The organism is Thioalkalivibrio sp. ALE30 (assembly GCF_000377465.1).
In the GTDB taxonomy this organism is placed as follows: Bacteria; Pseudomonadota; Gammaproteobacteria; order Ectothiorhodospirales; family Ectothiorhodospiraceae; genus Thioalkalivibrio.
This window is the reverse complement of record NZ_KB898171.1, coordinates 115,670-137,343: the sequence shown is the minus strand read 5'-3', so window position 1 is coordinate 137,343 and position 21,674 is coordinate 115,670. Positions and strand designations below refer to the sequence as shown.

Genomic DNA, 21,674 nt, shown 5'->3' with positions numbered 1-21,674 from the left:
CTGCGTGCCTTCTTTCGGCCGCTACGAGATCCCGCCATGCAAGACGCCATCGCCACCCTGCCCAAGGTCGAGCTGCACCTGCACATCGAAGGCACACTGGAGCCCGAGCTGATGTTCGCCCTGGCCGAGCGCAACGGGGTCGAGCTGCCGTACGCCTCGGTCGAGGACGTGCGCGCGGCCTACCAGTTCCACGACCTGCAGTCCTTCCTGGACATCTACTACGCCGGCGCCCGCGTGCTGCTGACCGAGCAGGACTTCTACGACCTGACCCGGGCCTACCTCGAACGCTGCCAGGCGGATCACGTCCACCACACCGAGATCTTCTTCGACCCGCAGACGCACACCGAGCGCGGCGTGGCATTCGCGACCGTCATCGACGGCATCCGCCGGGCGCTCGCCGATGGCGAGCGCGAACTCGGCATTACCAGCCGGCTGATCCTCTGCTTCCTGCGTCATCTGAGTGCGGACGCGGCCATGGAGACCCTGGAGACGGCCCTGCCGTGGCGCGAACACATCCATGCGGTCGGCCTCGATTCGGCCGAGCTGGGCAACCCGCCCGAGCGCTTCCAGGCGGTGTTCGACCGGGCCCGTGCCGAGGGCTTCCCCGCGGTGGCCCATGCCGGTGAGGAAGGCCCGCCGGAATACATCTGGCAGGCACTGGACGGGCTGCAGGTCGCGCGCATCGACCACGGGGTGCAGGCCGAACAGGACCCGGCGCTGATGGAGCGCCTGGCCCGCGACCGGATCCCGCTCACGGTCTGTCCGCTGTCCAACATCAAGCTGTGCGTCTTCGACCGCCTGGAAGACCACAACCTGAAACGCCTGATGGACGCCGGGCTGTGCGTCACCATCAATTCGGACGACCCGGCCTATTTCGGCGGCTATGTGGGGGAAAACTTCCGCGCGACCGCCCAAGCCCTGCAACTGGGTCCCGACGACCTGGAACGCCTCGCGCGCAACGCCATCGACGCCGCGTTCCTGGAGCCCGAAGCACAGCAGCGTCTGCACGGCGAGATCGACGCCTGGCGCACCCGTCTCGCGGACTGACGGCGCTCGACGACTTCTCTACCCGGAAAACCGGAGCGGACGCGCCGGCAGGCGACCCTGCTCCACCAGGCGCTCGATCCGCGAGAAGACCTCGCCGCGACCGAAGGGTTTCTTCATGAAGTCATCGGAGCCGATGCGATCGAGGAAGAACTGCTCCACCGCGTCCTCGTTGCCGCTGATCATGATCACCGGCACCTTCGCGGTCACCGGGTCCCGGCGCAGCTGACGCAGCATGGCAAACCCGGTCATCCCGGGCAGGATGATGTCGAGAAAGATCAGGTCCGGCGGGTTCTCGCGGGCCAGCGCCAGGGCCTGCTCGGCATCGCCGGCCCCCACCGGCTCCATCTCGTTTTGCCGTAGCATGCTGGAGAGCAGTGCGACCACGGTGCGCGAATCATCCACCACCAGCACACGCAGCCCGCGCGCGGCCTCCCGGCGTGCCTTCCTGCGCCGTTCGCCAGCCTTGCCAAAACGCAGCAGACTCCCCATTCGCTGCAGATAGCTCATGCCGGACTCCCTTCCTGATCCATAGGCTAGGCGCGCTCGCCCGCCTGGCTGCATTGTTCCTCCCCCCGCAGGCCCTGTCCACCGCGCCCGTTGCTTCGGTTTGAACAGCAGCGCAAAGGCGCGCATCATCCGGGTTTTCGTGCGGATGCCTGAACGGAGTCGGAACCCGCCATGAAGACCAATACAGCCCGGCCACAGCCCACGCGCGCGCCCCTGCGGCGCCCGGCCGCGGGAGGCCCGGCATGAAGATCCTCGTCGTCGACCGCTCGCGGGTCTTCCGGGCGCTGTGGAGCCGCATGGTCCTGGCCGCCGGGCACAAGCCGATCATGGCCAGCAGCGGGGCCGAAGGGCTTGCCCGCATCGAGGAAAACGACCTGGAACTGGTCTGCGCCTCGATCACCCTGCCCGACATGACCGGCGTGGAATTCTGCCGCCAGGCCCGTGCCAGGGCCGCCGGCCATGACCTGCCCCTGATCCTGCTTACGACCCAGCACGACCACGACATCCGCCGTCAGGCATTCGAGGCCGGCGCCACCGACCTCCACGACAAGACCAACATCCGTGACCTGTTCCATCAGGCCGCGCGCTACGGGCGGCCGGTGGAACACGCCCACGAGGGGAACGTCCTGTACGTGGAGGACAGTCCCACCGTCGCCCGCGTGATGATCCGCATCCTCGAGGACATGGGCCTGGAGGTCGCGCACTTCCGCAGCGCCGACGAGGCCCTGCAGGCCTTTGACCGGGGCACCTGGGACCTGGTGCTCTCCGACATCCTGGTGGAGGGCGAGATCAGCGGGATGGGGCTCGTCAGTCGGCTGCGCCAGCAGTTCCCCGACAAGACCAGCCTGCCTATCGTGGCCATGTCCGGCCTGGACGACCAGAACCGGCGCGCCGAACTCTTCCGCCTCGGCGTCAACGACTTCGTGACGAAACCCGTGCTGGAGGACGAGGTCCGCGCCCGCATCGGGAACCTGCTGGCCAACAAGCGGTTGTTCGAGGAGGTCCAGGACCAGCGCCAGAAGCTCTACGACATGGCAATGATCGATCCGCTGACCGGGCTCCGTAACCGCAACGTCCTGGCCGAGTGCGCCGCGCGTTTCTTCGCCGAAGCCAACCAGAACGACATCCCGCTCAGCCTGATCCTGCTGGACATCGACCACTTCAAGCAGATCAACGACACCCATGGCCACCTGGTCGGGGACGAGGTCCTGGTCGGCGTCGGCGAACTCCTGCGCACCACCGGACGCGAGAGCGACGTGGCCCTGCGTTTCGGGGGCGAGGAATTCCTCCTGTTACTCCCGGAATGCGACCTGTTCGATGCCCACACCCGCGCGGAGGAGCTGCGCCAGCAGCTGCGTGAACTCGAACCCGCCGGGCTGACCATTACCGCAAGCTTCGGCGTCACCAGCCGCCCGGCCGGGCGCGAGGTCAGCATGAACGACCTCTTCCGGGTCGCCGACCAGGCCGTCTACCAGGCCAAGGGCGAAGGCCGCGACCGCGTGGTCTCGCGCACCCTGGACGGCCCGGGCAAAACCGACCTGCCGGACACCCCACCCGATTCTGCCCCGGGGGATGGACAGGCCAGCCCGCAACCCGTCAGCTAGGGAGACGCTGACTGAATCGCACGTCCGCGTTGGTGCCCCCCCAGTTGTTCGAGACAATCGTTCCGAGACAAGGCGCGTCGTACAGCGGGTAGTGGTTCTACCCGCCCGTTTTGGATGGATTCGGGGCGCAACGCAGGATCGGGCCATATTCATTCAGAATCGGGGGGCACCAACCCCACAAGCCATAGAAAGCAGGGGCTCGGCCGCCCGTTGGTGATCAAAAACGGGCGCGCGCGCAGCGTTGCGGTTCCCTTGTGCAGAATGACTGCACCGCGGTCACCGCGCCTTGTTCGCACGCAAAAGCGACTCGAGCGCGGACGTGCGATTCAATCAGCGTCTCCCAAGGTAGACACTGGCGTATCAGCCCTGGACGCGCCAGCTGCCATCCGCCTGCCGACAGGCTGTCCCGTACACCTGCTCGGTCTGGCCGCCAATCACCGCGTCAATGGTGTATTCGCGGCACGGGCCGGCCGTGGTCTCGTAGGTTCGGGTCGGCACCACGGTGTACTGATTGCCACTGTCGGGATTGACCCATCGCGAGGGCACGCCCGTGCGCACGCTCTCCAGGGTCTGGGCCGTCTTCAGGCGGTCCACCTCGTCCATGGACTGGCCCACCGAGCCACCGATCGCCGCACCGGCCAGGGTCCCGGCGATGATGGCGGCCGTGCGGCCACGTCCGGATCCGACCTGAGAACCGAGCACGCCGCCCAGCACGCCACCGATCACCATCCCGGCCTGCTCCTGCGAGCCCTGATAGGTCGCGCAGCCGCCGAGCCCCAGGGTCGCCGCCAGGACGATCACGAAAGAAACATTGCGCCACATGAGCATTCCTCCACCGGCGACCCGTACCTGAACCCGCGGGGGACCGGCGCCGGCTTCGGCGTCCCCCTGCCCCGAGTATAGGCGGCCCGGCGAACCGGGCGGTCAGCCGGACGGCTTCGGCGGGGCTGTCGTCTCCGGCTTGGAGGCGTTGATCGCGCGCTGGAATACCCAGCTCTTGATCTCGCGGATCTGCTCCACCATTGTCCGCGACAGCGGTACCGTGTTGATCACGTTGCGAATTACGTCGCGCTGGTTGAATACCCGGCCCTCCTGGTAGGCGTCGATGCGCGCCGATTTCACCGCCTGCTCGATCTCGGCCCCGCTCCAGTCCTCGGTACTGGCCGCCATGTAGTTCAGGTTGAAGTCCTCGAGGTGGCCGCCATGGCGCTCGATATGGATGCGCAGGATCTCCTTGCGCTCCTCCACGTTCGGCAGGTCGAGGAAGAACAACTGGTCAAAGCGCCCCTTGCGCATCAGCTCGGCCGGGAGCTGCTGGATACGGTTCGCGGTCGCCGCCACGAACACGCGTGGCGACTTCTCCTGCAGCCAGGTGAGGAAGCTCGAGAAGATATTCACATTGCCGGCGCTGCCGGCGGCGTGGCTGTCGAAGCCAAAGGCATTCTCCAGCTCGTCCACCCACAGCACCATGGGCGCGATTTCCTCCGCGATACGGGTGGCCCGGGCAAAGGCGTATTCCGGGGTGCCGAAACTGCCGGACAGCACCAGGCTCATGTCCAGCCGCACCAGCGGCAGCCCCCAGGCGGTGGCGATGGCCTTGGCGGCCATGCTCTTGCCACAGCCGCTGACCCCCATGAACAGCACCCCGGCGGGCAGCGGAACGTTGTCGTTCCAGGCCTTCTCGGTGAACAGGTCGGCGCGCGTGCGCACCCATTCCTTGAGATTCTCCAGGCCCCCGATGTCCTCCAGCGAGCGCTGTGGCGGATAGAACTCGAGACAGCTCTCCTTGCGCAGGATCTGGCCCTTCTCCTCCTGGATCTCGGCCAGCATCTCGGCCTCGGGCAGGGGCTGGCCGCGGAACAGCCGCGCGCTCAGATGCCCGACCTCGTTCAGGGACAACCCGCGCATCCCCGCCGCGAGGCGGAACAACTGCTCGCGCGGGATCGCCTCGGCGCCATGGGTGTGCTCGAGCTGCTCCAGCACCTCGGCCTCCGAGGGCAGGTCCACCTCGACCAGGAAGATCTCCTTTTTCAGGATCTCCGGCAGCTTCAGCAGAGGACAGCTGAGGAACACCACGTTGCGACCCTTCTTCAGCTGGTAGTAGAGATCGCGCACCCCGCGCACCAGTGCCGGGTTGTCGTCGAACCAGGTCGGCAGGTCTTTCAGCAGCACCATACGCGGCGCTTCCGTCTCCCCTGCCGCCACCCGCGCCACCGCCGCGACCGGATCGGTGGTCGGCGCGTCCGGGTCATCGTGTTCCCCGAACCCGTGGCTCGCCGACCAGACCTCCAGGTGACCGTCCTCGCCGTAGAACGAGCGCGCGACCGAGCGCAGCAGCCGCTCCATCCGATCCTCGTCCCAACCCAGCAGGTAGAACACCGGATAACGCGACTTGAGCCCGCGCAGGATTTTGTGTGCCGTCCGATTCTCCAGCTTCTTGCTCAATCCGTCGCTCCTTCGAGGTACTCCGTCGAGTGTACCCATCCATCACGGCACTGCGGGAGAACACTGATCATCCACGCCGCCCGTGCGCATCGTCTACCCTGAAACCATCGGCCCGCCGCAGCCACGGAGACCCCATGCCGCCAGCCCACCGCCGGATCGCGCGCGCCACCCTGGGGCGTGGCGTGCTGGTCCTGCTGATCGCACTGGGCATCGGCAGCGCACTGTGGATGGGGGACCCGGCCCGCCTGCTGGCCTGGGGCGAGACCTTCGCGGGCGGCCCCTGGGCCACCGCCGGGCTGGTGCTACTGATGGCGCTGATGCTCGTCTTCGCCCTGCCGGGCACGCTGGTCATATGGCTGATCGCCCCGTTCCACCCGCCGCTGGTCGCCGTCGGCCTGTTGCTGATTGGCAGCACGAGCGGTGCCTGGGGGGCCTACCGGGTCGCCGCCCGCCTGGCGCGCACCGAACGCGAGGGCCACGAGAACAACTGGCTGACGGATTTCCTGCGGCGCCACGGGCACGTCGCTATGCAGATGGCGCTTCGCGTGTTCCCCGGTTTCCCGCATTCGATGATCAACTACGCCGGCGGGGCCCTCGGCCTGCCACTGGGCGGCTTCCTGCTGGCGGCCGTGCTCGGCCTGGCCGTCAAGTGGGGCGTCTACGCCACCGCCATCCACGAGGCCACGGATGCCATCACCACCGGCGAGGTCCTGCAGGCCCGGACCCTCCTGCCGCTGGTCGTCCTGGCGATCTTCCTGTTGCTCGGCTCGGTGCTGCGCTACTGGATTCAGCGCCAGCACTCGCGCCGGCGGGCGGGCCGACCATGACGGCGTGCCCATGCGGTCGCCCCCCTCAAACCGAGAACGGTTTCCCGCTACACGCCCGCAAACCTGTCACCGTCCGCCAGGTTCGTTAGACTGTCGTCCCGCATTCCAGCACGCCCTCTACGTGACTCGAGAGCCCTCCCCACAACCCTGTTCGGACATCGGCGACGTCAATCAGCGTTTCTATGATGGCCTGTGGGCGGATACCCGCCTGGTAGCCCCCGAGCGCTTCAATACCTGGACCCTGGTCTCCAGTCTCGCGGCATCCCGTGAGCGCCGCCTCGAAGTGGGGCCCGGCATGCGCCCGCGACTGCCCATCGCGGACACCCACTTCGTCGACATCAGCCCGCCGGCCCTGGCCGCACTGGACCATCGGGGCGGTGTCACCCAGACCGCCCCGATCTCCGCCCTGCCCTATGCCGACGACCGCTTCGATCTGGTGTGCGCACTGGACATCATCGAACACGTGGAGGACGACGAGGCGGCCCTTGGCGAACTCTCGCGGGTGGCCGCGCCCGGGGCCCGGGTGCTGCTTTCGACCCCGCTGCACCCGGAATACTGGACCCCGTTCGACGACATCGTCGGCCACTACCGGCGCTACGAGCCGGCGCATCTGATCCAGCTACTCGAACGCCACGGGCTGACGATCGAACAAAGCGCGATCTTCGGGATGAAGCCGAAATCCTCGCGCCTCACCGATCTCGGGATGTGGTTCCTGCAGCGACACCGGCCCGTCGCCATGAAGGTCTACAACCGTTTCCTGATGCCGCTGGGCCTGCGCCTGCAGAAGCCGCTCGCACTGAGCCCCGGCATGGTGCCCACCGCGGGAGTGGAAGAGGTCTTCCTGGTCTGCCGCCGCGAACCCTGAGATCCGCCGGCCGCGCCCCGGGCCAGCCAAAAACCCGGCCTTTCCTCATGCCCGCTTGAAGGAACCACCCGCCCCGGCGTAATGTCTCCTGAAGCAAGACTCCCGAGAGACCATCCGATGCTCGATCTGCTGCGTTCACGTTCCACCTACCGCGATCAGCGCTTCCAGCTGTCCCTGCTGGTGCTGGCCACGGGCTTCGTGCTGACCGTGCAGAACCCCGAGGCACAGGAATCCGCCGCCGAGCTGTTCTCCAAGGTCGAGTTCCCGAATCTGGCCCAGGTCCAGGACATGCGGCCGCAATTGCCGCCGCCGTGGATGGAAGGCGACCAGTTCGTCAGCGAGGACAGCGAGGCCACGCCCGTCGTACCCCTGCTAGAGCGCACCGACGCGCGCTCGCCCGACCCGCGCGAGCGCCCGACGCGCTCAACCGGCGAATAGCGACTCGGGCGCGGCCACTTACAGCCCCGCTGCGCAGACCCGGTTGCGCCCCTCGCGCTTGGCGCAGTAGAGCAGCCGGTCCGCCTCGCCCAGCAGAGCCTCCGGGGTCGTCGAACGCGCCCCGCTCACCGTACTGACGCCGAGACTGACCGTCACCGTAGCGGTCACGTTATCCGGATGTTCCAGTTGCAGGGCCTCCACCTCGCGGCGCACCCGCTCGCCGACCGCGCGGGCACCCTCCAGCGTGGTGTCCGGCAGGATGCAGGCAAACTCCTCCCCCCCGTAGCGCGCAACCAGATCCGTCGGCCGGTGTGCCGCCTCCCGCAGCACCCGGGCCACTTGGCGCAGACAGTCATCCCCGCGCTGATGCCCGAAGCGGTCGTTATACGGCTTGAAGTGGTCGATATCGATCATCAGCAGTGCCAGATTCACCTCGCGGCGAGAGCGGCATTCGCGCTCCAGCACGGCGTCGAATTCGCGTCGGTTCGCCAGCCCGGTCAGGCCATCCACCCGCGCCTGGCGCGCCAGCTCGGCCTCCGCCTGCTTGCGGGCGAACGTTCCGGCGATGATGTCGGCCACCACCTGCAGGGTGGCGATCTCTTCGGGGCTCCATTCGCAGCGCCGGTTCACCGAGTCGAAACCCAGCATGCCGAAGGCGTTCTGATCACTGATCAGCGGGATCAGCAACAGGGACTCGATCATCTGGCGGCGGAACTCGGCCTGCTCCACCGCGGCCTCCGGGGGGAGGTCGTCCACATCGGGCACGTGCACGGTATCGCGGCGCCGGATGTGACCGGTCACCCACCCATGGGACTCCATGGGAATGCCCTGCATCTGGTCGAGGAACGGCTGGACGCCGGGGGCACACCACTCGTGCACCAGGTCCATGGTCGCCCCGTCCGGACGGAACCGGATCACATAGGCACGGCCCGTCTGGAAGAACTCGCCGAGGTCCCGAAGTACCTCCGTTACGGCCGCGTCCACTGCGTCCGCCGCGAGGTCGGCGAACCGGGCGGAGATCGCTGACACCAGCGCCTGCAGCCGCTGCTGGCGCTGGGCCCTTGCCTCCAGGTGCTTGCGGCGGGTGATGTCCTCGGCGATCGCACTGGCCCCGATGAGCGTGCCGTCATCATCGAAAAACCGCTGGGCCGCCCACGACAGCGTGCGCGCCTCGCCGCTGCGCGTCCGGATCGTGGTCTCCAGACCCGCAATCTCGCGCCCGTCGCGAATGATGGCCTCCACCTCCTCCTGGATCGCCGCGCGATAGTCAGCGTCGGGGTAAAGCCATTCCCAGATCGCGGCATGCCCCACGACGTCCTCGCGCCGATAGCCGCTGATCCGCTCCGCCGCGCGATTCCAGAGCGTCACCCGCCCCTCGGTGTCCAGGGTGTTTACCCACACCGGGGCGTGCTCGATGATCAGGGTGTGGAAACGCGTGTGGAGATCGTCCGCCATGGCCATCCTCGCACAGGGATACCTGTCGGCACGCACCGCGCAATCGTTCGACGGAGCCCGTCCACGATGCTCGCCCATACTCTGGAGGGTAGCAACATTCCCGCCGCGCGGGTCCCGCGCTCGCACCTTTGTTAGGCTCTCCGTCCCATCCGTACGCCACGCCAGACCGCATGACCGATACCTTCAAGGCCCTGATCCTCGAACACACGCCCGATGGACCGCGGGCGACAATCCGCCCACTCCAGCTCGATGACCTGCCCGCCGGCGAGGTCCTGCTGCGGGTGCACTATTCCGGGCTGAACTACAAGGACGGCATGATCCTGCAGGGCCAGGGGAACCTGGTCCGGGACTACCCGCACGTGCCGGGCATCGACCTGGCCGGCACGGTCCTCGAGTCCGCGGACCCACGCTACCGCCCGGGCGACCCCGTTGTGCTGACCGGCTACCGAGTGGGCGAGACCCACTGGGGCGGCTACGCCGAACGCGCCCGCGTGCAGGCGGACTGGCTCGTCCCGCTGCCTGCGGGCTACAACGCTCGCCAGGCCATGGCCGCGGGCACCGCCGGCTTTACCGCCATGCTGGCGATCCAGGCCCTGGAGGACCACGGCCTGCAGCCGGACGCCGGCGAGGTCCTGGTCACGGGTGCCTCCGGGGGCGTGGGCAGTATCGCCGTACGTCTGCTGGCCCGCCTGGGCTACACGGTCACCGCTGTCACCGGCCGCGCGGAGAACGCCGACTACCTGCACCGGCTGGGTGCGTCGACGATCCTGCCCCGCGCCGACCTGGCCGATGCCCCGACCAAGCCCCTGCTGCGCGAACGCTGGGCCGGCTGCGTGGACACGGTGGGGGGCGACATGCTGGCCCATGTACTCGCCGGCATGGGCTATGGAACCTCGGTGGCGGCCTGCGGCCTGGCCGGGGGGCCACAGCTCAAGACCACGGTCCTGCCGTTCCTGTTGCGCGGCATCAACCTGCTGGGGATCGACTCGGTGCTGTGCCCCGCCGAACGACGGCGAGCGACCTGGGAACGCCTGGCCGCATTGCTCCCCGGCCACGATCTGGAGGCGATGACCACCGAGATTGGGCTGGACGACCTGCCGCATTACGGCGAGCAGATCCTCGCGGGACAGATTCGGGGACGCACGGTAGTGCGCCTGGATCCGCAAGTCGCTGGCGACTCCTGATATCCCCGGGCCACCTCGAACCGGCTATGCTCGCGGACAGACCACCCCGGAGATCCCCATGACCGTACTCGCGTCCCGCCTGAAGTCCATCCGCGACCGCCTCGCCGAACTGGAAGCCATGGCCCGGGAGGACCGAGCGGAGGCCGCCCACCGCCTCACCGCCGAACTGACGCGGGAGCTCAATCAGGCGCTGGAGGAGGCCTCCGGCTCCACGGACGGCGGGCCCGCGCCGACATCCGGCGAACCCCGTCCGCCGCGCGACCCGGTCGAGAAATGCCCGCGCTGCACCCTGCGCAGCTTCACCTTCCAGGACGGCACCATCCGCGAACGCCCGGACGAACCGGGACATTTCGAGGCCCAGTACCAGTGCATGAGTTGCGGCCACGAGGCCTGGCGCCGACTGGGCTAGCAAACACGGGCCGCTGGACGCCGGGCCCGGACCCACGTCTACACCTGCCCCCGCGTCCAGCGCACGATATCCGCCGCGCCCATGGCCCCCGCCTGGCGGGCCAGCTCGCGGCCGCCGCGGAACAGCGCCAGCGTCGGGATGCTGCGGATCCCGAACTGCTGCCCCAGATCGGGTGCTGCCTCGGTGTTCACCTTGGCCAGCCGCACGGTGGGCTCCAGCTCCCCCGCCGCCTGCCGAAACTGCGGCGCCATCATCTTGCAGGGACCACACCAGGGCGCCCAGAAATCGACCAGCAGCGGGATATCGTTGCGCTCGACGTGCCGCCGGAAATTCGTGCTCGTCAGTTCCAGCGGTTCGCCGGCGAACAATGGCTGGTGACACTGGCCACACTTCGCCCCGGCGCCAAGGCGCGCGGCGGGGATTCGATTGACCGCATCGCAATGCGGACACACCACATGCAGAGACTCACTCACAGCAGCACCTCGCCATTACCACCCGACGGACCACTTCATTCTACTCCGCGCCGCGGCAGCAACCAGCCGAACAGAAGATGGGTCAACCACCAGACCCCGGTACAAAAAGCCATCACCACGCCCAGCCACGTGACCGGATGCATCCACTCCTGGACCTGACCGCCCGGCCCCAGGACCCAGTTCACGTTGTTCTCGGGGTCCGCCAGCGCAAAGGTCAGCAGCAGGATGGCCCAGCCCAGAATCGCCATGTAGCGCCAGGCACGCGGGTCGTAACCCAGGCGCCAGACCAGCCAGATCAGCACGAACGGCAGCGGCAGGTGGTACAGCGACAGCAGGCGCACGAACAACGGAATCTCCGGGTTGAACATGTAGTGCACGATGCCCAGCGGCGCCCAGCCCCAGACCAGCATGCTGAGCAGGAAGTCCAGCACCCAGCCCAGCTCCAGCAGCACCACGGCCACCAGCATCATGCTGGCCAGGCGACGGCTCTCCAGCCAGGCCGCGAGCAGCCCGCCCAGCAGCGCGACGTTGGAAAACCACAGGAAATTGAACCACCCGTGCACGGCCGCGTAGATCGGCACCAGCACCAGCACAAAGGCGAGATAGGCCCACTTGAACCCGCGGGGAATCCTGTCGGCCCGCGCACTCGAATACCCTGATTGCAAAAGGCTTGCCCCCGGATGCATTCCGGCTCAGGGTAGCAGGATGCACCTCACGATTCGGAAGTACGCCACCCCATGAAGCCGCTGCTGGTCCTGCTCCTCGCCCTGTTGCTGTCCGCCGCGCCGGCGCCTCTGATGGCGGAGCGCGCCGATTCGTCATCGCCAACCATCGGGCTGGCGCTGGGCTCGGGCGGCGCCGGCGGCCTGGCGCATATCGCCATCCTCCAGGTGTTCGACGACCTCGAGATGCACCCCGACCGCATCACCGGCACCAGCATCGGGGCCGTGATCGGCGGGCTGTATGCCGCTGGGCTGGATGCTGAAGAGATCCTGGACCTGTTCGATGACTTCGCCGGGTCCGAACTCGACGCCCTCACCGGGCTGGCACGCTCCGACATCAAGCTGCTGGACCTGGTCCCGCTGCGGCTGGGCCGCAACGCCCTGTTCGACTCCAGCGAATTCCTGCGCTTTCTCGCCGATCACACCGAGGCCCGTGACTTCGACGACCTGCGCATCCCGTTCTCCGTGGTGGCCACCGACTTCCGCAGTGGGGACAGCGTGGTGATCGACGAGGGCGACCTCTTCGCCGCCATCGGCGCGAGCATGGCCGTTCCGGGACTGTTCGAACCGGTGCAACATGGCGATGACCGCTACCTGATCGACGGAGGCGCCTCCAACCCGCTGCCCTACGACCTGCTCCAGGGCCAGTACGACTATGTCATCGCCGTGGATGTCTCCGGCAACGGCGCGCAGAACGACACCGAGGACATCGGCATCACGGACCTGCTGTTCAAGAGCTTCAGCATCATGCAGGGTTCCATCATCCGCCACATGACCCGGCTGGATCCGCCCGATCTTTACCTCGTCCCGGACACCGGCGGCATCCGCCTGCTGCACTTCAACCGCATTGACGAGATCCTCGAAAAGGCACAGCCCGCCGCCGACGAACTGCGCGAGCAGCTCGAGTCCCGGGGGCATGCCCTATAATCGCGGCATCGGTCGCAACGGAGGCGACCCCGCGGGAATCCAGGAGCAGCGTGGCCCACGACCCCCCCAATCCCTCGCCCGATCCCAACGACCCGTTACCGGAACCCGGCGACGGGCGCCATGAACTGTGGTTCACCCGGCGCGGCGGGCAGGTCTGCGGCCCCTACCCCCAGCGCTCCATCGGCCGCTTCCTGATCCTGGGCCGCCTGTGCCCGGATGACGAGGTCAGTCGCGACGGCGAGACCTGGTGGCGGATCGACCAGCGCCCGCACCTGATCCCCGAAGAGCTGCAGAACGCCCACACCCCGGAGGGTCGCGAACGCCTGGAGCAGGCGCGCCTGCGCGAAGACGAACGCCGCCGCGAGCGGCGTCACGACGACCCGCCGCCCGAGATCCGCGACCGCCGCAAGGGCGACCGCCGCTGCCCGGAATCACCGGAGACCCTCTCTCACCGCCAGCAATGGGCCGAGATCCTGGAACAACCGCCACCGCCCTGGAGCGGCTGGATCCGCGGGCCGCGCCCCTGGATCGTGGGCGGCTCCGCGGTTGCGCTGGCCCTCGCGCTGCTCATCGGTTTCGGCATCACGCTCGAACGCGACCCGGGACCGGACTGCGCAGCGGCACCGGCGCCCGGCATCAACTGGAACTACTGTGACCGGGCCGGCGCCGACCTGCGTGGCGTCGACCTGACGGGCGCATCCCTGCACAACACCCGCCTGGCCGGCGCGCGCTTGCACGGTGCCCGCCTCACGGACGCCGATCTGCGCTTCGCCGATCTCACCCTGACCAGCCTGGAGGGTGCGGATCTCGCCGGCGCCAACCTGACCGGGGCCGACCTGATCCGGGCGCACCTGGTCGACGCCAACCTCGAGGACGCCAATCTCGCGCATGCCAACCTGACCGGGGCCGACCTCGCGGGCGCACGCCTGGACGGGGCCCGGCTCGGGCGCAGCATCTGGACCGATGGCCGCATCTGCGCCCGCGACTCCGTCGGGACCTGCGACTAGCCCCGATCTCCCTGCGCACCCACTTCGGACTCCAGGTCGATCCCCAGTTCCCGGGCGACTTCCGCCCAGTAGGGTTCCGCCTCGCAGGAACAGCAGTCACAGGACGCGGTCACGCCTTCGTGCATGCTGAGGCGGCTGCGCGGCGCGGCAACAGCGGCTTCGGCCCGTGTTCCGGGCTGGGTGGGTTCCGTCTTCGTGTTCATCGGGCACCCCCGAACCGACTGGTATCCCTTCGAGCATAGACGGCTCCGGATGCCGCGCCAAAGCGCCGCGCCCGCCGCGGAATTCGTCCGGGCGCATGCTAAGCTTCAACTGTCCCGCCTCTTCCACGGCCACCATGATCACACGACGCGACAAGGTCCTGCTCTCGGTCTCGGCCGCGGCCCTCCTCGGCATCCTGCTGCCGCTCGCCGCCCTGGCCTGGTTCCTCTGGCAGGAGTCCGTGATGGCGGAGGAAAAACGCCTGGCCGAACTCGCCCAGCGCCTGGGCGAAGGGACCGAGGCGACCCTGGTCGATGCCCGCGACCTTCTGGACACCCTGAACCAGCTGGAGATGGAGCCCTGCTCGCCGGAACACCTGGAACACCTGCAGGATGTGGCGATGGCCCGGCCGCATGTTCGGGCCATCGGCTACTGGCGCGCGGCGGAACGCCAGTGCGGGGCCGGATTCGTCCAGGGCGAGGCCCTGACCCCGCCCCGGGCCAGCCGCATCTACGACAGTGGCGTGATCGCCTGGTGGCCGAGCACGGCAACCGCCGTGGGCGGTGTCGAGCTGTTCCTGATGCGCTTCGGACAGCACGACGTGGCCATCGACCCGCGGCTGCTGATGCCCCCCGGCCTGCTGGACAGCCAGCAGGTTGGCCTGTGGGTCGAAGGCCTGCCCATGACACGCCATCCAGCCGACGCGGACCTGCCGTCGCCCGACGCCACGCCCGCCGGTCTCAGCGTCGACCATGCCGCGGGGCGTCTGGTCAGCCACTTCTCCCTGGATACGATCTTTCCCATCGACATCATCGCGGCGCAGCCACTGGCGGCCTTCTGGGAGCGCTACCTGCCAACCCTCGTCGTGGCCGGGATCTTCGGGCTGCTGCTGGTGGCATTGTGGCTGCTCCTGGTGGTGCACTACCTGCGGCGGCGCCTGAGCCTCGCCAGCGAGTTGCGCGAGGCCATCGCCCGCGACCGCCTGAGCGTGGAATACCAGCCCATCGTCGACCTCGCCGATGGCCGCTGCCGGGGGGCGGAGGCCCTCGCACGCTGGCACCGCGAGGGCGACGAGACCATTCGTCCGGATGTGTTCGTGCCCCTGGCCGAGGACACCGGACAGGCCACCGACCTGACCCTCGCGATCCTGCGCGCCATCCTCCACGACCTGGGGGATCATCTGCGGGCGCATACCGAGCAGACCGTCAACCTCAACATTACCGGCCATGACCTGGCCTCCGATCGCTTCGGGGACGCCCTGCGCAAGGCCCTGCGCGAGGCCGGCGTTGCCCCCGCCTCGATCAAGCTGGAACTGACCGAACGCTCCCTGCTGAACGAAGACGCCGTACGCGGCCGCCTGCGGGAACTGCGCGGGCGCGGGCACCGCATCGCCATCGACGACTTTGGCACAGGATATTCAAGCCTTTCCTATCTGGAACATTTCGAACTGGATACACTGAAGATCGACAAGACCTTCGCCGATGCCATCGCCCACGAGGCGGTAACCAGCAGCGTGATCGGCCACATCATCGAGATGGCCCGTTCCCTGAAGCTGCACATCGTCGCCGAAGGCATCGAATCGCCCCACCAGGCCGAATGGCTGCGCCAGCAGGGCGTGGACGGCGGACAGGGCTACCTGTACAGCCGCCCCCTGCCCGCCGCGGCCTTCCTGGACTGGTGCCGCAACCACTGAGGAGAGCATGCCCAATATCCCCACCCCGCGCCTGCCGGGACGCGCCCTGACACTGGCCCTGTTGCTGGCGGCAACCGCCACCGGCTGCGGTCTGTTGCCGGTGGAACAGGAACGCCCGGCCGCGACCGAGGACCGCCCCGCCACGACCGCCGAGCCGGCCACCGACCCGGACGGGGCCGCGGACACCCCTGCGGCCGACGAGGCCACGCCCGAGGAACCCTCGGCCGCGGCGCTGAGCCTGGCCACCTCCAAGCACGCGGAAAGCGAACGCCGCGTGGCCCTGCGCGAGCAGGGCCACGCGACGCTGGAGCCGGCCCGCGTGGGCTACTACGTGGATGTCCTCGGCGCCCGGCTGCGCCAGGAGCTGGCCGGGCAGCCCGCCACCATCGAGCACCGGGACGCGGGCATCCACGTCACCCTGAACGAAGGCAACGGCCAGGCCCGTGCGCTGGACACCATTGGTCACCTGCTCCACGAATTTCGCGCCAGCCTGATCACCCTCGTGGCCTATCGCGACGGCCCGGACCCCGACTCCGACGACGGCGCGGAGACCCCCGCCGCAGGCGATGCCCTGAACGCGGGCAAGCGCCTGCAGGATGCCGGCGTGGCACCCGAGCGGCTGGTACTGCGCAGTATGGGTACCGGTACAGTGAACACGAACCCGGGCAGCCCCGTCCGGACCCCGCGCCTCGAGCTGCTGATCCAGCCACTCACAACAAGCTGAAAGACGGCACAAGGACGCCTTTCGCCATGAGCGCGAACCCGCCCGAAACACCCGGTGGCACACGGGGACGGGGCGAAATTCGTGCTGATCCTGCCGGACACCGATCGGGAGAGTGCTCACACCCTCGCCGAACGCTGCCTCCAGCGCATACGCGACGAGGCGATCCCTCACGCCAGTTCGCGCATTACCCCGACGCTCACCGCCAGCGCCGGGGTGAGCAGCATCATCCCGGACGCGACGGGCGGCGCCGCGCGGCTGGTCGAGGCCGCGGACCGCGCGCTGTACCAGGCCAAGCGCAATGGCCGCAACCGGGTCGCGATCACGGACTCCCCGAGGGCCGGCTGAACCATTGCCATCGCCAGCGATCTCAGGGAAAACCGATACGCGTGCGTGACGGGGACACGATCGGCCGCTAACGCCCGAATCCGTGATCCATACCCGATTCCGCCGGGCGCTACGCGCCGTCATCTGGAAAACGCCCCGGTTTCGGACCAGACTCCGGGGAATCCGGCACTCGGGAGGGCGAAACGGACATGACCAGCCTGCATGACCCCGCGCGCGAACCCGCGCTATACCGAACCCTCGGCATCACCCTGCCCCCGATCGCGGCCTACCGCTACGGTGCCGCCGCCCACAGCTGCGCCGCCCCCATCGCCATCGTCTGGGCCGCGGCCCTGGTCTCCATTGCCTATGCCCTGTGGACCGGCCTCGGGGGTGCTTCGGGGCACGCCGCCTTCCCGCTGGCCATCGGGGTCTTTCTGTGGGGGTTTGCCACCGTGTGGACCTTTCTGGTGGTACGCAATGTACAGGCCGACCCCTCGCTCGCCGATCCCGGCCTGCACGCACGACGGGTGCGTCAACAGGAGGATGACCACGACCCGCTGGATCAGCTGGAGTCCCGCGAGGACCCGCACTGACCTCTACGGGCGCTCCCGCATCCGGCGACAGGCGGTCGCGTAGCGCGAGCCAAATCTCCCTCTGAAGTACCGTTTGCGCGGTCGCGGACCTCCTGCCAGACTCCGGAAGACGCGATCGGTGGGAAGGGGCCACCGAAACCGCGACCGACAGGGGGAAGTGCATGAGCGATTCGTCAGGGGTGGAGATCCAGTACCAGGAACTGGTGGAACATCACCCCTTCATCATCATCTGCTATCACCCCGACACGACCATCCTCTATGCCAACCAGGCCGCCCACGAATTCTTCGCGGCCCCGCCCGGCGGGCTGGTGGGCCACCGCTGGATCCACGACCTGCCCGACGAGCGCCAGGCGGAAAACCGGGCCGACCTGCTGCGCTACACCCCCGATGCCCCGGTGCGCACCATCGAAAACCCCGTCCAGCGCGGCGATGGCGCGGACCGCTGGGTTCGCTGGACCAGCCGCGCGTTCTTCGACGGGGCCGGCCGGATCACCCACTTCCAGACCCTGGGCATCGACGTCACCGAGCGCCGGCAGACCGAGTCCCTGCGCGACAACCTCCTGGGGAGCCTGGCCGAAGGCGTGTTCGGCATCGATGCCGACGGTCACTACACCTTCCTCAACCCCGCCGCCCGCGAACTGCTGGGGTTTGCGACGGAGGAAGAAGCTCTGGGCCGCAACTCGCACGAGCTGTCCCATCACAGCCGCCCCGATGGCCAGCCCTTCCCGGCCACGGACTGCCCCGTGTACCGGGTCCTGCGTACCGGGGAACCGCTGCAGGCCTGCGAGGAATACTTCTGGAGCCGCGCCGGGTACGGGTTTCCTGTACTGATCAACGTGGCCCCCCTGTTCAATTCCCGCAACCGGGTCACCGGCGCGGTGGTCTCCTTCCAGGACATCACCGAGCGCCAGGCCGCGCGCGACGCCCTGGAGCAGCGTGAATGGGAACTCCAGGAGGCCCAGCAGATTGCTCATCTGGGCAATTGGATCTCGGATTTCGAGGCCGGCAGGATCCGCTGGTCCAGCGAAGTCTTCCGGATCTTCGGCCTCGAAGCGGACCAGTGGGGCGCGACCCACGAGGCCTTCATGCGGGCCGTGCATCCGGACGATCGCGAGCGCGTGCAGCATGCCGTCGACGCGGCCCTGACCCCGGAGGGCCCGGACTACGACATCGAACACCGGATCGTCCGCCCCGATGGCAGCGTCCGCATCGTGCACCAGCGCGGTAGCGTGGACTTCGACTCCCGAGGCCGGCCCCAGCGCATGGCCGGTGTGGTGCACGACATTACCGAGCGCCGCGAGGCGGAGCGGCGGCTGCATTTCATCACCTATCACGACGCCCTCACCGGCCTGCCCAACCGGACCCGGTTTGCCGAGCGCGCCGAGCAGGCCGTGGTGGATGCCGAACGCCTGGGACGCCCGCTGGTACTCGCCCATATCGGGCTCGACCGCTTCAAGAGCGTCAACGAAGGCATGGGCCAGGCCACCGGTGACGAGGTCCTGCAACATGTGGCGCGGCGGCTGGAGAACGGCCTGCCCGTGGGCGGCGTCCTGGCCCGCCTGGGCGGGGACGAGTTCGGCGCCCTGCTGCCGGTGGAAGCACCCGGCGCGGTCGCCGGATCGGTCACCCGCCTGCTGGAACCCCTGCGCCGGGTCATCAAGGCCGGGGAACACGAACTCTACGTCCCGGGCTCGATCGGGGTCGCCGTGTATCCGCACGATACCCGCGACATCGCCGACCTGATGCGGCGCGCCGAATCGGCGATGCATCAGGCCAAGCGTACCGAGGGCAATGCCATCGAATTCTGCTCCGGCGACCTCAACAGCGACGTGCGCAAGCGCGTCTCGCTGGAGGGTCAGCTGCGGCGCGCGGTCGACCACCACGAGGGGTTCTTCCTGCATTACCAGCCACGGGTGGCCGCGCAGGACGGGCGCGTCGTCGGCGTCGAGGCCCTGCTGCGCTGGATGGACCCCGGCGGTACGGTGCATTCGCCCGGCGGCTTCATCCCGATCCTCGAGGAGACCGGGCTGATCGTCGAGCTGGGCCAGTGGATCCTGACCGAGGCCTGCCGCCAGTGCCGGGCCTGGCATCAGGCCGGACTCCCCGCCGTGCGGATGTCCGTGAACCTGGCCGCCCCCCAGTTCCGGGATCGGCAAATGGCCCACTGCATTGACCGTGTGCTGGAAGAGACGGGGCTGGACGCCAATGCCCTGGAACTGGAGGTCACCGAAAGCATGCTGATGGCCGACATCGAGCAGGTAATCCGTACCCTGGGCCAGTTCCGCGAGCGGGGCGTGCGGGTGGCCCTGGATGATTTCGGTACCGGGTATTCCTCGCTGGCCTACCTGCGCCGCTTCCCGCTGGACGTGCTGAAGATCGACCGCTGCTTCATCGCGGATCTGGCGCCCGGGACCAGTGATGCCGCCATCGTCCGCACCATACTGGGCCTGGCCGACAACCTCGGTCTCGAATCCGTCGCCGAGGGCGTGGAGACCTCGACACAGAAGGACTTCCTGGAGGCGGAGGGCTGCCAGACCCTGCAGGGCTTCCTGTTTGCCCGCCCGCAGGCAGCGGCGGACTGCGAACGCCTGCTCGCGCGAGCCGCGGCAACCGGCGCGCAGTCGGGCCACAGCGCCTGATCACTGCGTGCCAACAACCCCGGCACCGCAGGGAGACATGCAAGGGCGTCCGCCCAGCGGCTACGATGGCACACCATCCACCGGAGGCCACCGCGTGCGCCCACTCCTCGTCCTCGCCGGAATCGTCCTGCTCGCCGGCTGCAGCGCACTGCCCCGTGGGGACGACGCGCCGCGCGAGGTGTCCTACATCTGCGCCTACGGGCCCGAGTTCACCGCCACCTTCGAAGACAACCAGGCCCTGCTCGCCTTCAATGGTGCCCGGGCCCGCCTGCAGGCCACCGAGACCGCCTACGGCGGACGCTACGCCAACCCTACCGACGACATCGTGTTCTGGACGCGGGACGACGCGGCGATGCTGGAGATGGTCGGCGTGTTCTGGAGCTGCCGCGCCCTGCCCCCGCGCCGATGAGCGCCCGCACCACCGACTTTGTCCGGCAGGCCACCGGGGCCCGCCAAGCGGAACGCGAGCAGGTGATCCAGACCCTGTGGAGCGGCTACGGGGAGATCGTCCGCTACCGGCTGCAAGGGGCCGACCAGCCGACGGTCATCCTCAAGCACGTGGTCTTCCCCGACGCAATGGACCATCCGCGGGGCTGGAGCAACGACCGCTCGCATCAGCGCAAGGTTCGCTCCTACCAGGTGGAGATGGCCTGGTATCGTGACTGGGCCGGCCTCTGCAACCCCGTTAGTCGTGTGCCCCGCTGCCTGGCCACCGGGACCATCGGCGACGAGCACCTGCTCCTGCTGGAAGACCTCGACGCCGCCGGCTTTGCGCGGCGCAAGGAACACCTGACCCGCGCCGAGGCGCAGCACTGCCTGCACTGGCTGGCCCGCTTCCATGCGCGCTTCCTGGGACACGCCCCGAAGGGGCTGTGGCCCGAGGGCAGTTACTGGCACCTGGCCACCCGCCCGGACGAATGGGCCGCCATCGAGGACCCGGCGATTCGCGCCGCGGCGCCCATGCTGGACGCCGCCCTGACCAGTGCCCGCCACCGCACGCTCGTCCATGGCGACGCCAAGGTCGCGAACTTCTGCTTCACGCCCGGGGCCGACGCCGTCGCCGCCGTCGATTTCCAGTACGCAGGCGGTGGCTGCGGGATGCGCGACGTGGCCTATTTCCTCGGGAGCTGCCTGGACGAACGGGAACAGGAGGCCTGGGAGGCCGAACTGCTGGAGGTCTATTTCGCCGCGCTGGGCGAGGCCCTGTACGCGCAGGGCAAGGGAGACGTGGCCGGGGCCGTCGAGCGCGAGTGGCGCGCACTGTTCCCGGTGGCCCAGGCCGACTTCTACCGCTTCCTGGTCGGCTGGATGCCGGACCACTGGAAGGTCCACGACTACAGCCGGCGCACGGCCCTCGCGGTGATCCACCGCATTCAGGAAGAAGGCGGGTCCGACACGGGCCCGGGGTCCATCGCGGGGCCCATCTCGGGATCCAGCCCCAGCTCCTCCGCGACTTCCAGCCAGTAGGGCTCCGCCGAGCAGCTGCCCCAGGCCGCGGTCGTGCCTGCCGGTTTCGCGTCCGGGGTGGGCGCTTCACTCGCCGATTCGGTGTTGTTCCGGCTCGTTTCGGTCGTCATCGGTGAATGATGG

Annotated in this window: 22 protein-coding genes and 1 pseudogene; 16 read left to right on the top strand and 7 right to left on the bottom strand. The window is 68.5% G+C overall.

Going from position 1 to position 21,674, the window contains the following annotated elements:
* The first annotated feature begins 36 nt into the window (after positions 1-36).
* Entirely contained in the window at positions 37-1,047 is a 1,011-nt protein-coding gene (locus D107_RS0107100; protein WP_018881125.1) for an adenosine deaminase, read from the top strand.
* An 18-nt stretch (positions 1,048-1,065) separates the two neighbouring features.
* On the opposite strand, the gene D107_RS0107095 is transcribed toward D107_RS0107100, so the two are convergent.
* Complete coding sequence (locus D107_RS0107095; RefSeq protein WP_018877607.1) at positions 1,066-1,554, bottom strand: PleD family two-component system response regulator; 489 nt, start codon at positions 1,552-1,554, stop codon at positions 1,066-1,068.
* Positions 1,555-1,796: 242 nt separating this feature from the next.
* Here D107_RS0107095 and D107_RS0107090 point away from each other — a divergent pair, with 242 nt between their 5' ends.
* Positions 1,797-3,158, top strand: a complete 1,362-nt coding sequence (locus D107_RS0107090; protein WP_018881124.1) for a diguanylate cyclase — start codon at positions 1,797-1,799, stop codon at positions 3,156-3,158.
* Between the two features lie 360 nt (positions 3,159-3,518).
* Here the strand turns inward: D107_RS0107090 and D107_RS0107085 are convergent, their stop codons facing one another.
* Both D107_RS0107085 and D107_RS0107080 read right to left on the bottom strand, forming a co-directional pair.
* Positions 3,519-3,980: an RT0821/Lpp0805 family surface protein gene (locus D107_RS0107085; RefSeq protein ID WP_018866108.1), complete on the bottom strand. Its 462-nt coding sequence runs from the start codon at positions 3,978-3,980 to the stop codon at positions 3,519-3,521.
* A 102-nt stretch (positions 3,981-4,082) separates the two neighbouring features.
* Positions 4,083-5,603 (bottom strand): AAA family ATPase, encoded by a 1,521-nt coding sequence (locus D107_RS0107080; protein WP_018876361.1) that lies wholly within the window; start codon positions 5,601-5,603, stop codon positions 4,083-4,085.
* 134 nt (positions 5,604-5,737) lie between these two features.
* Here D107_RS0107080 and D107_RS0107075 point away from each other — a divergent pair, with 134 nt between their 5' ends.
* From D107_RS0107075 to D107_RS0107065, 3 genes are all read left to right on the top strand, one after another.
* Positions 5,738-6,430: a VTT domain-containing protein gene (locus D107_RS0107075; RefSeq protein ID WP_018880034.1), complete on the top strand. Its 693-nt coding sequence runs from the start codon at positions 5,738-5,740 to the stop codon at positions 6,428-6,430.
* A gap of 121 nt (positions 6,431-6,551) precedes the next feature.
* Positions 6,552-7,295, top strand: coding sequence for a class I SAM-dependent methyltransferase (locus D107_RS0107070; RefSeq protein WP_018866105.1), 744 nt, complete (start codon positions 6,552-6,554; stop codon positions 7,293-7,295).
* A 117-nt stretch (positions 7,296-7,412) separates the two neighbouring features.
* Positions 7,413-7,733 carry a hypothetical protein gene (locus D107_RS0107065; protein ID WP_018876358.1) on the top strand — a complete coding sequence of 107 codons (321 nt, stop codon included), beginning with the start codon at positions 7,413-7,415 and terminating at the stop codon, positions 7,731-7,733.
* A gap of 18 nt (positions 7,734-7,751) precedes the next feature.
* Here the strand turns inward: D107_RS0107065 and D107_RS0107060 are convergent, their stop codons facing one another.
* Positions 7,752-9,188 (bottom strand): diguanylate cyclase, encoded by a 1,437-nt coding sequence (locus tag D107_RS0107060; protein ID WP_018881123.1) that lies wholly within the window; start codon positions 9,186-9,188, stop codon positions 7,752-7,754.
* A 170-nt stretch (positions 9,189-9,358) separates the two neighbouring features.
* Between D107_RS0107060 and D107_RS0107055 the strand changes: the two genes are divergently transcribed.
* Positions 9,359-10,372 (top strand): MDR family oxidoreductase, encoded by a 1,014-nt coding sequence (locus tag D107_RS0107055; protein WP_018881122.1) that lies wholly within the window; start codon positions 9,359-9,361, stop codon positions 10,370-10,372.
* 58 nt (positions 10,373-10,430) lie between these two features.
* Positions 10,431-10,781, top strand: a complete 351-nt coding sequence (locus D107_RS0107050; RefSeq protein ID WP_018881121.1) for a hypothetical protein — start codon at positions 10,431-10,433, stop codon at positions 10,779-10,781.
* 38 nt (positions 10,782-10,819) lie between these two features.
* Here the strand turns inward: D107_RS0107050 and trxC are convergent, their stop codons facing one another.
* Positions 10,820-11,254, bottom strand: a complete 435-nt coding sequence (gene trxC, locus D107_RS0107045) for a thioredoxin TrxC (protein WP_026280766.1) — start codon at positions 11,252-11,254, stop codon at positions 10,820-10,822.
* 35 nt (positions 11,255-11,289) lie between these two features.
* Entirely contained in the window at positions 11,290-11,847 is a 558-nt protein-coding gene (locus D107_RS0107040) for a hypothetical protein (protein ID WP_018881119.1), read from the bottom strand.
* A 144-nt stretch (positions 11,848-11,991) separates the two neighbouring features.
* Here D107_RS0107040 and D107_RS0107035 point away from each other — a divergent pair, with 144 nt between their 5' ends.
* Both D107_RS0107035 and D107_RS0107030 read left to right on the top strand, forming a co-directional pair.
* Positions 11,992-12,903: a patatin-like phospholipase family protein gene (locus D107_RS0107035; protein WP_018866098.1), complete on the top strand. Its 912-nt coding sequence runs from the start codon at positions 11,992-11,994 to the stop codon at positions 12,901-12,903.
* Positions 12,904-12,953: 50 nt separating this feature from the next.
* Positions 12,954-13,910 carry a pentapeptide repeat-containing protein gene (locus tag D107_RS0107030; RefSeq protein ID WP_018866097.1) on the top strand — a complete coding sequence of 319 codons (957 nt, stop codon included), beginning with the start codon at positions 12,954-12,956 and terminating at the stop codon, positions 13,908-13,910.
* Here the strand turns inward: D107_RS0107030 and D107_RS13330 are convergent.
* Positions 13,907-14,113: a hypothetical protein gene (locus D107_RS13330; protein ID WP_018866096.1), complete on the bottom strand. Its 207-nt coding sequence runs from the start codon at positions 14,111-14,113 to the stop codon at positions 13,907-13,909. The genes D107_RS0107030 and D107_RS13330 overlap by 4 nt on opposite strands.
* Before the next feature lie 134 nt (positions 14,114-14,247).
* Here D107_RS13330 and D107_RS0107020 point away from each other — a divergent pair, with 134 nt between their 5' ends.
* From D107_RS0107020 to D107_RS0106990, 7 genes and pseudogenes are all read left to right on the top strand, one after another.
* Complete coding sequence (locus D107_RS0107020; protein WP_018881118.1) at positions 14,248-15,804, top strand: EAL domain-containing protein; 1,557 nt, start codon at positions 14,248-14,250, stop codon at positions 15,802-15,804.
* Positions 15,805-15,811: 7 nt separating this feature from the next.
* A complete protein-coding gene (locus D107_RS0107015) occupies positions 15,812-16,528 on the top strand; it encodes a hypothetical protein (RefSeq protein WP_018881117.1) in 717 nt (238 codons plus the stop codon).
* Between the two features lie 39 nt (positions 16,529-16,567).
* Positions 16,568-16,873 (top strand): annotated as a pseudogene (locus tag D107_RS0107010) (diguanylate cyclase domain-containing protein); the annotation flags it as partial.
* A 188-nt stretch (positions 16,874-17,061) separates the two neighbouring features.
* Positions 17,062-17,445, top strand: coding sequence for a hypothetical protein (locus D107_RS0107005; RefSeq protein WP_018881116.1), 384 nt, complete (start codon positions 17,062-17,064; stop codon positions 17,443-17,445).
* Between the two features lie 161 nt (positions 17,446-17,606).
* A complete protein-coding gene (locus D107_RS0107000; protein WP_026280765.1) occupies positions 17,607-20,084 on the top strand; it encodes an EAL domain-containing protein in 2,478 nt (825 codons plus the stop codon).
* Positions 20,085-20,178: 94 nt separating this feature from the next.
* Complete coding sequence (locus tag D107_RS0106995; protein ID WP_018866090.1) at positions 20,179-20,493, top strand: MliC family protein; 315 nt, start codon at positions 20,179-20,181, stop codon at positions 20,491-20,493.
* Complete coding sequence (locus D107_RS0106990; RefSeq protein WP_018877615.1) at positions 20,490-21,551, top strand: phosphotransferase; 1,062 nt, start codon at positions 20,490-20,492, stop codon at positions 21,549-21,551. Before D107_RS0106995 ends, D107_RS0106990 begins: the two co-directional genes overlap by 4 nt.
* Positions 21,552-21,674: the final 123 nt, after the last annotated feature.

What these genes read in the sequence shown, in the direction of transcription:
- D107_RS0107090 (WP_018881124.1), top strand. Translation starts at nt 1,797, where the DNA reads ATGAAGATCCTCGTCGTCGACCGCTCGCGGGTCTTCCGGGCGCTGTGG.
- D107_RS0107065 (WP_018876358.1), top strand. Translation starts at nt 7,413, where the DNA reads ATGCTCGATCTGCTGCGTTCACGTTCCACCTACCGCGATCAGCGCTTC.
- D107_RS13330 (WP_018866096.1), bottom strand. Translation starts at nt 14,113, where the DNA reads ATGAACACGAAGACGGAACCCACCCAGCCCGGAACACGGGCCGAAGCC.
- D107_RS0107095 (WP_018877607.1), bottom strand. Translation starts at nt 1,554, where the DNA reads ATGAGCTATCTGCAGCGAATGGGGAGTCTGCTGCGTTTTGGCAAGGCT.
- D107_RS0107050 (WP_018881121.1), top strand. Translation starts at nt 10,431, where the DNA reads ATGACCGTACTCGCGTCCCGCCTGAAGTCCATCCGCGACCGCCTCGCC.
- D107_RS0107015 (WP_018881117.1), top strand. Translation starts at nt 15,812, where the DNA reads ATGCCCAATATCCCCACCCCGCGCCTGCCGGGACGCGCCCTGACACTG.
- D107_RS0107035 (WP_018866098.1), top strand. Translation starts at nt 11,992, where the DNA reads ATGAAGCCGCTGCTGGTCCTGCTCCTCGCCCTGTTGCTGTCCGCCGCG.
- D107_RS0107055 (WP_018881122.1), top strand. Translation starts at nt 9,359, where the DNA reads ATGACCGATACCTTCAAGGCCCTGATCCTCGAACACACGCCCGATGGA.
- D107_RS0106990 (WP_018877615.1), top strand. Translation starts at nt 20,490, where the DNA reads ATGAGCGCCCGCACCACCGACTTTGTCCGGCAGGCCACCGGGGCCCGC.
- D107_RS0107060 (WP_018881123.1), bottom strand. Translation starts at nt 9,188, where the DNA reads ATGGCGGACGATCTCCACACGCGTTTCCACACCCTGATCATCGAGCAC.
- D107_RS0107100 (WP_018881125.1), top strand. Translation starts at nt 37, where the DNA reads ATGCAAGACGCCATCGCCACCCTGCCCAAGGTCGAGCTGCACCTGCAC.
- D107_RS0107000 (WP_026280765.1), top strand. Translation starts at nt 17,607, where the DNA reads ATGAGCGATTCGTCAGGGGTGGAGATCCAGTACCAGGAACTGGTGGAA.
- D107_RS0107075 (WP_018880034.1), top strand. Translation starts at nt 5,738, where the DNA reads ATGCCGCCAGCCCACCGCCGGATCGCGCGCGCCACCCTGGGGCGTGGC.
- D107_RS0107085 (WP_018866108.1), bottom strand. Translation starts at nt 3,980, where the DNA reads ATGTGGCGCAATGTTTCTTTCGTGATCGTCCTGGCGGCGACCCTGGGG.
- D107_RS0107020 (WP_018881118.1), top strand. Translation starts at nt 14,248, where the DNA reads ATGATCACACGACGCGACAAGGTCCTGCTCTCGGTCTCGGCCGCGGCC.
- D107_RS0107005 (WP_018881116.1), top strand. Translation starts at nt 17,062, where the DNA reads ATGACCAGCCTGCATGACCCCGCGCGCGAACCCGCGCTATACCGAACC.